The following is a 15,176-nucleotide window of genomic DNA, read 5'->3' as shown; positions in this document are numbered from 1 at the left end:
GCGCCGCCGTTCGTTGCGGCCCCACTCGCCCGACGCCGATCGGACCAGATTGGAGCCGCCCAGCAGGGCGGGGTGCCATACACTCGGCCCTCGCATGCGCAGGCCCGCGTCTCGAGCGCTCTCCGCGGCGGTGGCCACCCTCCCGCTCGTGGCCGCGCTCCAGGCCTGCTCCGGCGGGGGATCGCAGCCGGCGCACCAGGCCACCCTGCTCATCGCCGTGAACGCTCCGTTCTCGGAGGACGCCTTCGTCGGGCAGACCATCGCCAACGGCGTCCAGCTGGCCGTGGACCAGATCGACGCGCGGGGCGGGCTCGTCATCGGGAACACCACCTACCGGCTGGTGGTCAAGCGCTACGACAACGGGCTGTCCGCGGAGCGGGCCCTGGCCAACGTGCGGCAGGCCGTCGCCGACCACGCGGTCGCGGTGGTCGACGAGGGGACGGGCATCGACGCGTCGTGGCAGACGGCGGAAGCCGCCCACCTCCCGATCTGCATCACGTACCAGGGCGGCGAGGGCGAGGTCGATCCCCAGACCCGGCCCAACCTGTTCAGGATCGCGCCCACCGACCACGGGGTCGCCTTCCGCTATGCGGAGTACCTGATCCCGAAGGGGCTGAAGGTGGCCCTGCTCACGGACGACTCCGACTACGGGCAGCAGGGCACGCGTGCCCTGGCCGACGCGTTCGGCCACAACCCGGATGCGGTGGCCGCGAAGATCACGGTCCCGGCGTCGGCGACCGATGTCTCGCCCCAGGTCCTCCAGGCCCGCAGGTCCGGCGCGACCGCGCTCCTGGTGTGGGCACGCGCCTCGACCATCGCCCAGGTCGTCCGGGCCGCGCGATCGAGCGGCTGGGACGTCCCCATCTACACGCCCCCGTCCGGCGAGGACCCCTTGATCCGTCAGCAGCTGGCCGACCATCCGGAATGGGTGGACGGGCTCACCTTCGCCGCCGGCCGGATGACGGCGGAACGCGGCCCGGGTCCCTTCCTCCGGTTCCAGCGGGCGTACCAGAAGGCCTTCGGCCCCGACGACACCGGCGTGAAGACACCCTCGGGACAGGAGGTCCTCCAGCCCCCCGACTACGCGATGTATCCATACGACTTCGTGAACCTGCTGGCCAAGGCGCTCCAGGCGTCGGGGGGCCAGACCGGCGCGCCGCTGGTGCAGGCGCTGAACGAGGTGGAGACCCGGGGGGCCAACGGGGACGAGCGTGGGTTCAACGAGAAGAACCACGACGGCGTGGTGGACGACGACGTGTACTTCGCGGTGTTCCGGGGAATGACCTACGCCCCGGTCGAGGACGATCCGCTGTCCTCGACGCTGCCGGTGATCCGGCAGACTGGATAGCATCCCGCGAGCCAGGCCCGGTTCGGGGGTGGGCTTCCGGGCTTCGACAGGGCGGGGGCTGATGAGAAGGACGCTGGTGCTCGTGCTGGCCATGGGCCTCCTGCTGGGGGCGTGCTCCAAGAAGGGCGAGACCGAAACTGCGGGGAGCGAGACGAGCGCCGGAGGGGGCTGCGGGCCGGTGCCGTCAGCCCTGGCCACCGTGCCCAGCGTGGCGGCGGCGTTTCCCGGCCCCTCGGACATCGTCGTCACCGATGTGTCGCCGGCAGGGCCGTCCACCATCGTGACCGGGGTCGTGAACGACGACCTGGAGGGCGTGTACGGCGACTACAAGAGCGCGCTGAGCACGGGCGGGTACACGGTGACCTCGTCGGAGAAGGAAGAGGACGACGCGGAGGTCAACTTCTCCGGGAACTCGACCACGGGACAGGTCAAACTGACCGTGCCATGCGAGGGACGAACGGACGTGTCCATCACCATCCGTCCCGCGTAGCCCGACGGCGGGGCGCCGCCGCGCTGCTCGCGGCGACCATCCCGATGCTGGCGGTGGCGTTGGCTCCGGCCACGGCCGCCCGGGCCGGTGGGGACCAGACGGTGCGGGTCAAGCTGCCCACCGAGGCCGACGCCGTGGCCGTGGGCGCCGGGATCGAGCGCCTCCTGAACGGCCCCAAGGGGATCGAGACCCGCATCCCCGGCCCCGCCACCGACCGCGAAGAGGTCCGGGTGTCGATGGGGCTGGATGGCTCACCGGTGGCGGTGGTGGACGACCAGCGCCTGGTCCTGTCCGGGCTGGGCGACTTCGAGTTCAAGATCCCCGGACCGGCCAGTGACGTCCAGGCGCTTCCGGGCTCCGACACCGAGCCCGGGCTTCGCAAGGGCGCCGTGCTGTGGCAGGGGTTCTCCTCCGGGACGAAGGAGCTCGGCGCGGAGGTGACGCTGCTCCCCGACCAGGAAGCCTCCCGGCTGCCGGTCCAGGTCCGGCTGTCGATGACCGTGGACGGACGGCCTCTGGAACCGGGCCGGCCCGCGTCCGGGCATCTCCAGATCCGCCTGGTCGTTGAGAACAGGTCCGCCGTGCCGATCCAGGTGGTCGACGGCGGGGTCGATCTGGTCGTCGCGGCCTCCACCCTGGACGCCATTCGGGCCGATCTCGAGCGGAACGCGAGACCGAAACCCGGCGTCGGCGGCGTGCCGGTCGAGGTGCCGGTAGAGCAACCCGTCTCGGTGCGAACGGCGAACCTGGAAGCGCCCATGCGGATCTCGGGGAGGATCGAGCTTCCGGCCCGAAGGAAGTGGGACATCAACGCCCGGCACGCCCGCCAGGTGGGTACCGGCCGGCACGCGGCGATCGAGTTCTCCGCGCTGCTGGGCGGCTGGAAGCCCCTGCGGAAATGGGTTCGCGTCGAGGCATCGGTCCGGGACCTCCGCCTCCCGGACATCGCGATCGACGTCGGGCCCGCTCCCCCCGACCCCGGACCGCTCGGCCCCGCGACGAACGCCGCCACATGGACCGAGGCCCTCCGGCTCGACCCGGGTTCCGTGAGCGGGCGAGACCTGCTGCGGGACATCCTCGACACCATGTGGATGACCGCGCGGCTCCGGCAGTACGACGCGTACCTGGGGAACCCGGACCCGCTCGGGCCGGCCCGGACTGTCTACCGTTTCGTGCTGGCGCCCCCGCAGCCTCCGGCCGCCGGCGCGCCGGCCATCCCGTCCGGAGGGCCGGCTCGAGTCGCTGCCGCCGTGGTGGTGGCGATGGTCCTTGCGCTGGGGAGCCTGCTGGTGTGGAGCCGCTCCTGAGGGTTCCTGGAGGGCCTCCCCGGATCAGCCGGTCGGCGACGGGGAGGTGACCAGCGGGCTGCTCGAGCCCGACGGGCTCGGGAAGCCCGGCAGCACCGCGGTCTGTTCGGTGAAGACCATGAGCATCCTCGAGAAGCCGGGTGCGCAGTACTCGGAGACGGCCTTGAACGCGCCGACCGCGGGCGACTTCACGAACTGGTCCTCCACCTCGCCGGCCTCGGAGTCGCCTCGCCCCAGCACCCACCCCGCCTTCGGCCATTGCGTGAGGACGAACCGCGTCAGCTTGTCGAGGGTGGTCGGGAGCAGCAGGAGGGCGCGGTGGTACCCGTTGGAGTCGGGAAGCACCTGGTAGGTGTAGGTCCCCACGGGGAATGGCAGGTCGACGGGTAGCCACGTCGGTGTGGCGACGTGCAGGGGGTACTTGCAGGCCGGGAGGTTGGAGGGCAGGACGGTGGGCCTGGTCAGTCCCCCCGGGGCCTGGGAGACCGTCACCGTGGACGGCGTGGCCGGTGGGGCGTCCGTGGTTCCGGTCCCACACGCCGCCAGGAGGACGACCAGGGCGCCGGCGGCGAGCGTGCGGGCGAGGGGATCGGGCACCACGGCGCGGCTATACTCCGGCGACGCTTCGTCCACCGTCAACACAACCCTCCCGGAGCGCTCGTGTCGCTGACCATCCAGGTGGTGGTGACCGGCCTGGCCGCCGGAGCGGTGTACGGGCTCGTGGCGGTGGGAACCTCCCTCGCCTACCGACTGACCGGCGTCGTCCCGTTCGCGCTGGGTGACCTGGTGGGGCTGGCGGTGTTCGCCACGCTGGCCCTGGCGGCAGGAACCGGCCCGGTCACGGCGACCAACGTCCCCGCGTGGCGCTATGCGCTGGCACTGATCGGCGGGCTGGCCGTGGCGATCGCGGCGGGCCTGCTCCTGTACTGGCTCGCGGTGCGGCCCTTCCTGCGGCGTCGCTCGACCATCGGGTGGGTGGGGGCCATGGTCGCCGCCGCCTTCGCCATCCACGGGTTCCTTGCGGCGTCCTTCGTCCGGGGGGCCTACGTGCTGCCCGACCCGCTGCCGTTCGACCGCATCGGGCGGGGCGGCGCGATCTCGCTGGGAGGCGGCACGTTCGTGCCGGCCAGGGCGTTCTTCGTGATCGCGGTGGGGGTGGCCCTGGCGGCGATCTCGGCGGCGGTGCTTCGGCGGAGCCGGCATGGAAAGGCGCTCCAGGCGCTGGCCTCGGACCTGGACGCGGCGGACGCGGTGGGCCTGCCGGTGGACCGGCTGCTGGCGGCGGCCTTCGCGGGGATCGGGGCGCTGGCGGCTCTCGCCGCCGTGGTGGCGGCGCCGGGCGCACCAGTGAACGCGGACACCGGCGCGCTTCTCGGGCTGAAGGGACTGGCCGCGGCCCTGCTGGCCGGGTTCGGCTCGCCGTGGCGCTCGTTCGCCGCCGGGCTCGGGATCGGCGTCCTGGAGACCGCGGTGGCCTCGGTCCACATCGGGGGGTTCCGTCTGGGTCCCTCGTGGCGGGACGTGGCGCCGCTCGTGGTGGCGGTGCTGGTGGCGGTGGTGGGCCGCCGCAGGGGCGAGACCGCCCCGGTGGAATGAGCCGGCCGGTGGCGGGGGCGGTCATACGTGCGCGTCGGGACCTCGCGAGCGCCCTGGCCGGCGCGGGGAGGGACGTCCGGGCGGCGTGGGGCGTCCACGCCTGGGGGACGCTCGCGGTGCTCGCCGCCGCGGCCGTCGCTCCCGTGGCCCTCGGTCCGTCGCGGACCGCGGACGTGGCCGGCTGGCTGTGCACCGCCCTCGCCGCCGTCGGGCTGAACGCGGCGGTCGGCCTGGCGGGGATCCCGCTGCTGAGCCAGGGAGCGTTCATGGCGGTGGGCGCGTTCTCCGCTGGATTGCTGGTGTCGAGGGCGGGATGGGATCCGGCGTCGGCCACCCTGGCCGGCGTCGGCCTGGCGCTGGTGTCGGGGGGGGTGGTCGGGGTGGTGGCCACCCGGCTGCATCAGGCCGCCCTGGCCGTGGCGACCTGGCTGGTGGCCTGGCTGATGGGCCTGGCCCTGACGGCGTTTCCAAGTGTCTCCGGGGGAGCCCAGGGCCTGGTCCTCCCCACCCGGGCGTTCCGGATCAGCGGTCTGGGGCCGGTGATCCATACCACCCCGGCTGTCCTGTACGAGGCCGCGCTGGTCCTGGTGGCCCTGTCCCTTCTGGCCTACCGGGTCTCGTCCAGGAACCGGCCCGGGCTGGCCCTGGCCTCGGTCCGGCAGGGACCCGGGGCGGCCGCCGCGCTGGGGATCCGGGCGGCGCCGCTGGAATGGGGAGCCGTCGTGGCCGCCGCCGGGGTTGCGGGGGCGGCGGGTGCCCTGGCCGTCCAGGTGGCCGGGGTGGCCGATCCCGCCTCGTTCGGGCCGCTCCGGTCGGTCGAGCTGTTCGTGGCCGTGCTCCTGGGCGGGGCGGGGACCACGCTCGGCCCCGTGGTCGGCGCGGCTGTGCTGGCGGCGCTTCCCCGCGTCTCCGCCTGGCTGGGATCGGCCATCGGGGTGCCCCACGAACGGTTCGAGCCGGTGCTCGCCGCGGTGCTCCTCCTGGCCGCGCTGGTCCTGGGGGGAGGCGGGCTGGTCCGGGTGGGGGCGACCGCGTGGCGCCGGCTCCGGGGGCCGGCCCTCAGCCGGGAAGCCCCGCCGGCTTCTCTGGCTCCGGTGGAAGAGCTCGATGCATCGCCCGCCCCGAGCCCGCGGCCGGATGCGGCGCCCTCCACGGCACTCCGAGCGACGGGGCTCCGCAAGCGCTTCGGCGGCGTGGCAGCAGTGGACGACGTGGACGTCGAACTGCGCGCCGGCCAGGTCCACGCGCTGGTCGGACCGAATGGGTCGGGGAAATCGACCCTCCTGCGGCTCCTGGCGGGCGCGATCCCGGCCGATGCCGGCTCGGTGCTGGTGGGAGGGCGAGACGTCACCGCGCTGCCGGCGGCGGATCGGGTGGCCCGGGGGATCGCCCGGACCCTCCAGGCCACGGTGGTGTTTCCCGATCTGACCGCGCTCGATCACGCCGTGGCGGGCACGGAGGCGCGCCGCACCCACAGCGGGGGCCTCCGCACCCTTCTGGCCACGCCGATAGCTCGCTTCGAGGCACGGGCCATGCGCGAACAGGGAATGGCGGTCCTGGCCGCGGTGGGCCTGGCCCCGCGGGCAGACGTTCCCGCGGAGCGGCTCACCGGGTCGGAGCGGCGACTGCTCATGATCGCCGCCGCCCTGGCGTCGGACCCCCGGGTCCTGCTCCTGGACGAGCCGGCCGCCGGCGCCTCCGCTGCCGACCTCCACCGCCTGGCCGGGATCCTGGACGACCTGCGTCGCCGCGGCCTGGCCCTGCTGGTCGTGGAGCACAACCTCCGGCTGGTCCGCCGGGTGGCGGACCGGGTGACCGTGCTGGACGCCGGGAAGGTCATCGCGACCGGGAGCCCCGACGAGGTCGCGGCGGACCCACAGGTCCAGCTGGCTTACATGGGACCGGTGGGTCCGCCGTGACGTTGGCGGGCGGTGCTCGAGACGCGGCCTACGAGGCGATGCGACTCGGGCTCGGAACCAGCTCGGGGAGGGCGAAGTCCTGGGCCTCGCGCCGAAGCGCGATCGCCTTCCGGCCGGGGATGGCCAGCGCCGAAATCACGCCCAGCCCCACCAGCGCCGCACCGACCCACACCGCCGAGGTCAGCCCGTGCACGAAGGCCGCAGGCGACGCGTAGCTCCCCACCGCCGAGAACACGGTGGCCAGCACGGCGACGCCGAACACCCCGCCCACCTCGCGGATCGTGTTGTTCACGCCCGATGCCTTGCCCTCCTCGTCACGCCGCACCGCCGACAGCACCAGGTTCGCGGTGGGGGCGAAGAACAGGGACATCCCCACGCCCGCCATGACGAACGGAGCCACCAGATGGGCGTACGGCACGGTCGGCGAGCTTATGGCCGCCAGCCACGCCAGCGCGCCGGACATCAGGGCCATGCCCGACACCAGCAGCGGCCGGCTCCCGATCCGATCGGACAGGGCCCCGGCCAGCGGCGCGACCAGGATGGGCATGCCAGTCCAGGGAAGCGTCCGCAGGCCCGCCTGGAGCGGCGAGTACCCCTGGACCACCTGGAAGAACTGTGCGAGCAGGAAGATCGAGCCGAACATGCCGAAGTACATGAGCAGCGACGTCACGTTCGCCGCCGAGAATTCCCGGTTCCGGAAGAACCGCATGGGGACCATGGGAGCGCGCGTCCGGAGCTCCCAGGCCACGAACGAGGCCAGCAGCACGCCGCCCAGGGCCAGCGGCCCGGCCACGCCCAGGCTTCCCCAGCCGTGCTCGTTGGCGCGAACCAGCCCGAACACGATGCCGAACAGCCCGGCGCTGGCCAGCCCGAGGCCGGGAAGGTCCAGGGCCCGGTTGGGCCCGGTGGTCTCGGTCAGCCTGGCGACGGCCAGCGGCAGCACGATCAGGCCGATGGGGACGTTCAGCCAGAAGATCCAGTTCCACGAGATGCCGTCTACGACGGCCCCGCCAACCAGCGGGCCGATCGCGATGGCCAGCCCGGCGACACCGCCCCACGCTCCGAGGGCCAGGCCCCGCCGTTCCGGCGAGACCGCTGCCGACAGGATGGTGAGGGTGAGCGGGGTGACGATGGCGCCGCCCACGCCCTGCGCCGCGCGGGCCAGGATCAGCGCTCCCGTGGTGGGGGCCAGGGCCGCGGCGGCCGAGCCCAACGTGAAGATGGCCATCCCGATCGAGAACATCCGCTTGCGCCCGAACCGGTCGCCGAGGGCCGCCCCCGTCAGCAGCAGCACCGCGAACGTCAGCGTGTAGGCGTTGACGGTCCACTCCAGGCCCGACAGCGACGCCCCCAGGTCCCGCTTGATCACCGGGAGCGCCGTGGTCACCACCAGGTTGTCGAGCGACACCATGAACAGCGCCACCGACGTGATGGCGAAGGCCCACGCGGTCTTCGCTCGTTCCGTCATCGTCCCATCCTCCTTCCTGTTAGTGAGCCGTCACTTACCACCGGAGACAAAAAAGAGAGGGCACTGCACCGTCGCCCCGCTTCACGACGGCTCCTTCATCCATCCCACGCACGCCTGGGCCCAGTCGGCCTTCAGGGCCGGAAGGTCCATGGCCGCGGCCACGTTCATCAGCATCCCCTCGGCGAAGAAGGCACGTACGGCCTCCGGCGGCGCTCCCGAGGCGCGCTCCACGAAGTGGTAGATCCGCCCGTACTCGTCCCGGACCACCTCGCGCACGTCCGGGTCGTCGCAGGCCACGTAGGCCTGCATCTGGGCCAGGAGCAGGGTACGGTCCTCCAGGAGGTCTCGGTACGCCAGCCCCATCGCCTTCAGCACGACCGGAGCGTCGGCGTCCGCCGGCACGCTCGCCGCGGCCTCCATGAACGTTCGGAGGGTCCGCTGGAAGCCGTGCCTGATCGCCGCGATGAACAGCTCCTTCTTGGTCCCGAACAGCTGGAACAGGTACGGCTGGGACACCCCCACCCTGCGGGCGATGGCCTCCACCGGGGTCCCGTTCAGGCCGCCCACGGCGAATTCCTCCATGGCCGCCCGCACGATGGCCTCCCGCCGCTCCTCCTTCGTCAACCGCACTGCCGCTGCGCTCATAGGCAATAAGTTAGCACTCACTAAGTTCAGGAGTCAAGTCGTCGCCACTAGTGTTCCTCGCGCACCGAGGACGTCTTGGCCAGCTCGAACCGGTCGTGGATGGCCCGGACCGCGCGCTCCGCGTCGGCGGCCCGGACCACGCACGACACCCGGATCGTGGAGGTCGAGATCATCTCGATGTTGATGCGCTCGGCGGCCAGGGCGGCGAACATGTCCGCGGCCACCCCCGGGTGGCTCTTCATGCCCGCGCCGACCAGCGACACCTTCCCCACGCCGTCGTCGATCTGGACGCCCTCGGCCTCGATCTCCGCGCGAACCCGCTCCATGACCTCGGCCAGCCCGGCCAGGTCGTCCTTGGGTGCCGTGAACGACACGTCCGTGCGCCCGTCGCGGGACACGTTCTGCACGATCATGTCGACGTTCACGCCCTCCTCCGCCACCGCCCCGAAGATCGTGGCGGCGATCCCGGGCCGGTCGGGGACGCCGAACAGGGTGACCTTGGCTTCCGACAGGTCGTGCGTCACGCCGGAGATGAGGGCCTGTTCCATGCGTTCGTCCTCCTCCGTCACCCACGTGCCGTCCCCGTCGGAGAACGAGGAGCGCACGTGCAGCAGCATGCCGCTTCGCCGAGCGTACTCCACGGATCTGGTCTGAAGGACCCTGGCCCCGGTCGCCGCCATCTCCAGCATCTCCTCGTACGACACGGCATGGAGCTTGCGAGCGTCCGGCACGATGCGGGGGTCGGCGGTGAACACGCCGTCCACGTCGGTGTAGATCTCGCAGCGCTCGGCGCCGCGCGCCGCCGCCAGGGCCACCGCCGTGGTGTCGGAGCCACCCCGCCCCAGGGTCGTCACGTCGTACGCCGTCGACACCCCCTGGAACCCCGCCACGATCACCACGTTCCCGCCGGCCAGGGACTCCAGGATCCGGCCGGGCTTGATGTCGATGATCTTGGCGTTCCCGTGGCGGGTGTCCGTGATGATCCCGGCCTGGGAGCCGGTGTAGGAGGCGGCCGGGCACCCCCGGGCGTTGATGGCGATGGACAGCAGGGACATGGCGATGCGCTCGCCGGCCGTCAGCAACAGGTCCAGCTCGCGGGCGTTCGGGGCCAGCGCGATCTGCCGGGCCATGGCCATGAGGTCGTCCGTGGTGTCGCCCATCGCGGAGACCACCACGACCACGTCGTCGCCCTGGCCTCGAGACCGGACCACCCGGTCCGCCACGGCCTGAATCCGGCCGGGATCGGCCACCGACGTGCCGCCGTATTTCTGGACCACGATCGGCATCGGCTCAGGAGCCTAGCAAGGGGTCGCGGCCGGGCCGCGGGACCGCCACAGCTACGGCTGGGAGACCTCCTCCGTCCCGGGGACCGCGACCTCGCTCGCGGGCCGGTCGGCGTCGAACACCAGCCGGCGAACCAGGGCGCTCGGCCATCCCTTGCGGGCGGCGGCCAGCTGGATGCCCTCGGCCCGCCGCAGCAGGATCACGCCGAAGATGGCCGCGGCCATGGCCACTCGAGCCCCCGGCTGCCCGGTGATCCACGCCACCACCGGAGCGAAGCCGAACCCCAGCGTGGAGGCCGGGCCGGTGGTGCGCAGGACGTACCCGATCACGATGACCACGCCAGCCACGACCATGGCGACCGGCAGGAGCGTCAGGAACACCCCGGCCGCAGCGGACAGCCCGCGCCCGCCCATGGACCGGGCGTAGAACGGGAACGAGTGCCCCACCACGATCAGCACGCTCACGGTGGCCAGCCACGATTCCGGGAGCGACCCCAGGTACTCGGCGGCCAGCGCGTACACCAGGCCTTTGGCCACGTCCAGGATGGCGGCCAGCGTGCCCCATCCTCCGCCCAGATGGGCCTTGATGAGGACGTGGGCGTCCCCTTCCCCGGAGCGGCGGTTCGACCCCTCCAGCACGGCCTGGGCGTGGTTCGCCCGCGAGATCAGGTAGGCGGAAGGGAACGTGCCGGCGAGGTACGCACCCACCGCCCAGGCAACACGGCCGGCGTTCACCTCGGCAAGTCTCCCACCAATCCGACCAGGGGTCTGTCAACCGTCAGTCACAGAAGAACGCCACGCCGACCAGGCCGGGGCCGGTGTGCGCGCCGATGGCGGGCGTGGAGTCCACGATGAAGGTCTCCACCACGCTGGCCTCCGCCTCGATCCGGCGGACCAGCTCCTTCGCGTCCGCCTCGGCCCGGGCGTGGAACGCCGCGAGGTGGACCGGACGGTCCCCCACGTCCTTCAGGGTCTCCTCGACGATGCGGGCCAGCGCCCGGCTGCGGGTCCGGGGCCTGGCCACCGGCCCGATCTCGCCATCCCGAAGGCGGAACACCGGCTTGATGTCGAGCATGGCGGCCGCGTAGGCCTGGAGCTTGTTCACCCGGCCGGACTTCCGGAGGAACTCGAAGGTCTCGATGGCGCCGAACACCCGGGTCCGGGAGGCGACGTCGCGGGCCCGGGCGGCGGCCTCCTCCAGGGACGCCCCGTCCCGCACGGCCCGAGCCGCCTCGATGGCCACGAAGCCTTCCCCCATCGTTGCGCTGTGGGAGTCCACCACCTCCACCCGGCCCTCGAACCGCTCCGCCGCCAGGGTGGCCTCGTGGTGGGCCACCGACACGCCCGAGGAGAGCGTCACGCACAGCACCTCGTCCGCGCCGCTCGCCCGGTACGCCTCCAGGAAGTCACCCGGCGAGGGCGCCGACGTGGACGCCGCCCGCTCGTCCCGCGCCAGCTGCTCGTAGAAGTCCCCGCCCACCAGGTCGACGCCGTCCCGGTAGATGTCCGGCCCGAACCGGAGGTGGATCGGCACCACCCCGATCCCGAGCTCGCGCGCGACCTCCGGCGGCACGTTCGCCGCGCTGTCCGTGACCGTCGCGATCATCCTCGGCCCCCTCCGGCACTCGCTCCGGCTGCCCCTCGCGCACGGGACGTGCGCGCATGGCCCGTAGGATTCTCGATGGAATGAGCAGCCCGAGCCAAACCGGCCTTCGTCCCATCCTGCGGGCCAGCGGATTCCGCCGGCTGCTGATCGGGCAGGCCGTGTCGGGCCTGGGCGACTGGGTGGCCACGTTCGCGTTCATCGCCCTGGCCTACGACCTCACCCGGAACACGACCGCGGTGGCGGTGGTCCTGGTGCTGAGGCTGGTCCCCCCGATCTTCGCCGCGCCGGTGGGCGGAGTGCTGGCGGACCGGCTGGACCGCCGGCTGGTCATGGTGACGTGCGACCTGATCCGGGCCGGGCTCATCGTGCTGGTCCCGTTCTTCGGCATCGGGATCCTCTACACGATCGCGCTCGCCCACGAGTGCCTGTCGCTGGTGTTCCTGCCGGCCCGGGACGCCAGCGTGCCGCTGCTGGTCCCGGCCCGAGAGGAGAACCTCCCGCTCGCCAACGGCCTGGTGCTGGCGTCGTCCTTCGGGACCATCCCGTTCGCGGCCGCCCTGTTCGGAGCCCTCCGGATCGTCGCGTCGCACTGGCCGTCGTTCCTCCCGCTGTCGGGCGTCATCCACGACCACCGGACCGCGTTCGCGTTCTTCTTCGACGCCGCGACGTTCCTGTTCTCGGCGGCCATGATCTCCCGCATCTCCATCCCCCGGGACCCCTCGGGCGCCGACATCCAGCTGTTCTCCGGGCTCGCGGAGGGCTTCCGCTACGGCTGGCGCAAGCCGGTGCTGCGGTCGCTCGCCACGGGGCTGGTGGTGTCGATGTTCGGCGGTGGGGTGCTGTTCGCCATCGGGATCGCCTACATCCACCACACCCTGGGAGGCAGCGACGCCGACTTCGGGTGGCTGGCGGCCCTGTGGGGAACGGGCATGGGCCTGGGCCTCGGGGCAGTTCGCGTGTTCGTGAAGGAGCGAGGCGCGCCGTTCGTGTTCATGGCCTCCGTGCTGGCGTGCGGAGCCGTGCTGATCCTGATGGCCCTGCTGCCGTTCCTGGCCCTGGCGTTCGCGGCCGCGGTGGCCTTCGGCGCCGCCTTCTCGATCGCCATCACCGTGGCCCTGTCCATCGCCCAGCGGGTCACCGAGGACCGGATCCGGGGCCGGGTCATGGCGGGCGTCCAGATGCTGTTCCGGGTGGGGCTGGGCGCGGGCGCCCTCGGCATGGGGGCCCTGGCCGTGAACGTCCCCTCGCTGCACTTCATCATCCACCTTGACGGGAACCAGCTCGGCATGCTGGCGGGCGGCGGGCTGATCCTGCTGGGCGGGTTCGCCGCGTCCGGCATCCTGCGCACGCCGAAGCCGTCGGAGGAGGCGGGGGAGCGGGAGGAGCGGGAGGAGCCGGAGGAGCCGGAAGCCGAGACCTCCTGATCCGGCGGGCCGAACGGAGGTAGAGGCGAGGCCTCAGCCCCGGGAGACCTCGATCTCTCCGTAGAACGGAAACGGCTGCGAGGCGTTGGAGGCAACCGCGGTCCCGTTGCCCTCGGTCAGCGCCGGGGCCACCAGGGAGGGGTAGCAGTCCACCACCGGGTTGTTCTCCACCTTGGGCGCGATCGATGCGGGCACCTGCTTCACGATGGCCCCGCGGATGTCGATGCTGGCCTCACCGAGCGCGGCGGCCGCTTCCGCGTTCAGGACGCTCCACGGGACCACGCAGCTCTCGGGCTTCAGGGTCTGGGGCGCGTAGGAGGAACCGATCGTCGCCGTGAACTGCGCGCACCCGATGTCGTTCAGCGTCTGCTCGGTGATCCTCACACCCGGGCGAACGTTGAAGTGGTAGTTGACCGAGAGCTTCCCGCTGGTCCCGCTGGGAGCGCAGGCGTACCACGTGATCGGCGACGTCTCGTTGGGGGCGATCAGCATGTGCGCCGCCAGCCGGTTGGCCGGAGGCGTCTTGATCCCGGCGATCTGGAGGACGTTGTTGTAGAGCGCCAAGGGGAAGGGGACCGTGGCCGGGTCGGAGAAGCGGGCGGTGTTCGTCACGTCGGCGGCGACGGAGGGGTCCGGGTTGAACAGCTGCGTCTCGTAGTACGGGTCGGCGAACGCGTGGACCACCGTGGTGCTCCCGTCCTGGTGCCCGAACGACATGAACGACGGCGGATGCACCTCGCTCTGGAAGCTGTCGTGGCCGCAGTCGACGATCCAGTGGCCGTACACGGCCGACCGGTCGCCTTCCTGGGGCATGAATCCCGACAGCACGTTCCCGGTGCTGTCGTGGGGAAGCCGGCCGACGGGGATCTCCGTATGGAGGAACCCGGGGGCGTTGCCGCCCAGACCGGGCCCCAGCTTCAGCGACAGGCGGGCGTACGAGGAGTCCAGCTGCATGTTGTAGGTGATGTCCCGGCCGAAGGGGTGCGTGGGCGGCAGGTCCCCCGAGAAGAAGCCCGGCGCCTGTCCCGGCCCGGTGATGTTGAGGCCGGTGACCGAGCCCTCCTCGTACACCTGCTCCCCCGGCACGAGGTCGCCCCACTCGTTCAGCACCTTCGCCTTGTTGGGGGCCGTGTTCAGCAGCTCGGTCCCGAACGCCGTGGTGTTGGACCCGCAGGGAAAGAACGCTTCCTTGGAGATGGGCGGGACGAACGCGGCCCGCGCCGCCCGATCGTCGAAGCCGAGGATGCCGTGGACCTCAGGCGGCGGAGGCGAGCCGCTGCTGCTGGAACATGCCGCCGCCACCAGAGCGAGGAACGCGAACGAGGCCGCCGCGACATGCCAGGGGACTCGTCGATGGGGCGCCATCGGGGCGAAGCCTATGTGGTCGCTCCTTGGCTTGTCCAGTCTCCGGAGGGTCCTACCAGCACGTTGAGCGATCTGGGAACGGTCTCGATGGCCAGCGAACGGACGGGGCTGTGGTGCTCCCCGTCCAGGGCGAACGGCCGCGGCGTGGGGAGCTCCAACACGATCGACGTTGCGTCCCGGCGGACCAGACGCCCCCACCCGAACGGCCGCGGACGGAGGGTCTGACGGGCCAGTGAATAGCGCCCACGGAGCCCGCGCTTCGCCAGCACCACGTGCAGGTCCAGGACGCCCTCGTCCAGGCGATCACGCCGGCCGACCCGTCCGATCGCCGTGCTCATCCGGTTGTTCGCCACGAGCACGGTCCAGGCGAACAGCATCCTGCGGTCGCCGTCGGCCGCGATGGCCCCGGACAGCGGCCGGGCCCGGACCAGGACCCTGACCCACCCGATGGCGAGCCCCGGCCACTTCCCGACCCGGTGCTGGAGGCGGCCTCGGACCTCCACCGCCTCCGGGTACAGGCCGACCACGGCGACGTTCAGGAAATGACGGTCGCCTGCCCTCCCGACGTCCACCCGGCGAGGCCGGCCCTCGGCCAGGACCTTCATGGCGACGTCCGGGTTCGAGACGCCGAGGTCGCGGGCGAAATGGTTGAGCGTCCCGGCCGGGAGCACGCCCAGCACACCAGCCGTCCCCACCAGGTGGTGGGCCACGGCGTTGACGGTCCC

The 15,176-nt window shown here is 72.2% G+C and carries 13 protein-coding genes and 1 pseudogene; 6 read left to right on the top strand and 8 right to left on the bottom strand.

Annotation, left to right across the window (positions count from 1 at the left end; translation table 11 throughout):
- The first annotated feature begins 94 nt into the window (after positions 1-94).
- From M3Q23_08415 to M3Q23_08405, 3 genes are all read left to right on the top strand, one after another.
- Positions 95-1,348: an ABC transporter substrate-binding protein gene (locus M3Q23_08415; protein ID MDP9342108.1), complete on the top strand. Its 1,254-nt coding sequence runs from the start codon at positions 95-97 to the stop codon at positions 1,346-1,348.
- Between the two features lie 61 nt (positions 1,349-1,409).
- Complete coding sequence (locus M3Q23_08410) at positions 1,410-1,838, top strand: hypothetical protein (GenBank protein MDP9342107.1); 429 nt, start codon at positions 1,410-1,412, stop codon at positions 1,836-1,838.
- The gene (locus M3Q23_08405; GenBank protein ID MDP9342106.1) at positions 1,793-3,145 is read left to right on the top strand and encodes a hypothetical protein; all 1,353 of its coding nucleotides are present in this window, start codon (positions 1,793-1,795) and stop codon (positions 3,143-3,145) included. Before M3Q23_08410 ends, M3Q23_08405 begins: the two co-directional genes overlap by 46 nt.
- A 24-nt stretch (positions 3,146-3,169) precedes the next feature.
- On the opposite strand, the gene M3Q23_08400 is transcribed toward M3Q23_08405, so the two are convergent.
- The gene (locus M3Q23_08400) at positions 3,170-3,745 is read right to left on the bottom strand and encodes a hypothetical protein (GenBank protein ID MDP9342105.1); all 576 of its coding nucleotides are present in this window, start codon (positions 3,743-3,745) and stop codon (positions 3,170-3,172) included.
- 60 nt (positions 3,746-3,805) lie between these two features.
- On the opposite strand from M3Q23_08400, the gene M3Q23_08395 reads away from it, so the two are divergent.
- Together M3Q23_08395 and M3Q23_08390 are read left to right on the top strand one after the other, a co-directional pair.
- Positions 3,806-4,741, top strand: a complete 936-nt coding sequence (locus M3Q23_08395; GenBank protein ID MDP9342104.1) for a hypothetical protein — start codon at positions 3,806-3,808, stop codon at positions 4,739-4,741.
- Between the two features lie 8 nt (positions 4,742-4,749).
- Positions 4,750-6,660 (top strand): branched-chain amino acid ABC transporter ATP-binding protein/permease, encoded by a 1,911-nt coding sequence (locus tag M3Q23_08390; GenBank protein MDP9342103.1) that lies wholly within the window; start codon positions 4,750-4,752, stop codon positions 6,658-6,660.
- 28 nt (positions 6,661-6,688) lie between these two features.
- Here M3Q23_08390 and M3Q23_08385 read toward each other — a convergent pair whose 3' ends face one another.
- From M3Q23_08385 to M3Q23_08365, 5 genes are all read right to left on the bottom strand, one after another.
- On the bottom strand, positions 6,689-8,128 hold the full coding sequence (locus M3Q23_08385) for a DHA2 family efflux MFS transporter permease subunit (protein MDP9342102.1): 1,440 nt from the start codon (positions 8,126-8,128) through the stop codon (positions 6,689-6,691).
- Between the two features lie 81 nt (positions 8,129-8,209).
- Positions 8,210-8,758 (bottom strand): TetR/AcrR family transcriptional regulator, encoded by a 549-nt coding sequence (locus M3Q23_08380; GenBank protein ID MDP9342101.1) that lies wholly within the window; start codon positions 8,756-8,758, stop codon positions 8,210-8,212.
- Between the two features lie 62 nt (positions 8,759-8,820).
- Complete coding sequence (locus tag M3Q23_08375) at positions 8,821-10,059, bottom strand: aspartate kinase (GenBank protein ID MDP9342100.1); 1,239 nt, start codon at positions 10,057-10,059, stop codon at positions 8,821-8,823.
- 51 nt (positions 10,060-10,110) lie between these two features.
- Positions 10,111-10,791, bottom strand: coding sequence for a glycerol-3-phosphate acyltransferase (locus tag M3Q23_08370; protein MDP9342099.1), 681 nt, complete (start codon positions 10,789-10,791; stop codon positions 10,111-10,113).
- Positions 10,792-10,834: 43 nt separating this feature from the next.
- Positions 10,835-11,662 (bottom strand): DegV family protein, encoded by an 828-nt coding sequence (locus tag M3Q23_08365; protein ID MDP9342098.1) that lies wholly within the window; start codon positions 11,660-11,662, stop codon positions 10,835-10,837.
- 80 nt (positions 11,663-11,742) lie between these two features.
- Here M3Q23_08365 and M3Q23_08360 point away from each other — a divergent pair, with 80 nt between their 5' ends.
- Complete coding sequence (locus M3Q23_08360) at positions 11,743-13,086, top strand: MFS transporter (protein MDP9342097.1); 1,344 nt, start codon at positions 11,743-11,745, stop codon at positions 13,084-13,086.
- 33 nt (positions 13,087-13,119) lie between these two features.
- Here M3Q23_08360 and M3Q23_08355 read toward each other — a convergent pair whose 3' ends face one another.
- Both M3Q23_08355 and M3Q23_08350 read right to left on the bottom strand, forming a co-directional pair.
- Positions 13,120-14,451 carry a hypothetical protein gene (locus tag M3Q23_08355; protein ID MDP9342096.1) on the bottom strand — a complete coding sequence of 444 codons (1,332 nt, stop codon included), beginning with the start codon at positions 14,449-14,451 and terminating at the stop codon, positions 13,120-13,122.
- 617 nt (positions 14,452-15,068) lie between these two features.
- Positions 15,069-15,122: pseudogene (locus M3Q23_08350) on the bottom strand (hypothetical protein).
- Positions 15,123-15,176 lie beyond the last annotated feature (54 nt).

Source organism: Actinomycetota bacterium (assembly GCA_030774015.1).
In the GTDB taxonomy this organism is placed as follows: Bacteria; Actinomycetota; UBA4738; order UBA4738; family JACQTL01; genus JALYLZ01.
Note: the sequence above shows the minus strand (reverse complement) of the source record. Positions and strands in the feature narration are given on the sequence as shown.

What these genes read in the sequence shown, in the direction of transcription:
- M3Q23_08405 (MDP9342106.1), top strand. Translation starts at nt 1,793, where the DNA reads ATGCGAGGGACGAACGGACGTGTCCATCACCATCCGTCCCGCGTAGCC.
- M3Q23_08410 (MDP9342107.1), top strand. Translation starts at nt 1,410, where the DNA reads ATGAGAAGGACGCTGGTGCTCGTGCTGGCCATGGGCCTCCTGCTGGGG.
- M3Q23_08415 (MDP9342108.1), top strand. Translation starts at nt 95, where the DNA reads ATGCGCAGGCCCGCGTCTCGAGCGCTCTCCGCGGCGGTGGCCACCCTC.
- M3Q23_08365 (MDP9342098.1), bottom strand. Translation starts at nt 11,662, where the DNA reads ATGATCGCGACGGTCACGGACAGCGCGGCGAACGTGCCGCCGGAGGTC.
- M3Q23_08375 (MDP9342100.1), bottom strand. Translation starts at nt 10,059, where the DNA reads ATGCCGATCGTGGTCCAGAAATACGGCGGCACGTCGGTGGCCGATCCC.
- M3Q23_08385 (MDP9342102.1), bottom strand. Translation starts at nt 8,128, where the DNA reads ATGACGGAACGAGCGAAGACCGCGTGGGCCTTCGCCATCACGTCGGTG.
- M3Q23_08355 (MDP9342096.1), bottom strand. Translation starts at nt 14,451, where the DNA reads ATGGCGCCCCATCGACGAGTCCCCTGGCATGTCGCGGCGGCCTCGTTC.
- M3Q23_08360 (MDP9342097.1), top strand. Translation starts at nt 11,743, where the DNA reads ATGAGCAGCCCGAGCCAAACCGGCCTTCGTCCCATCCTGCGGGCCAGC.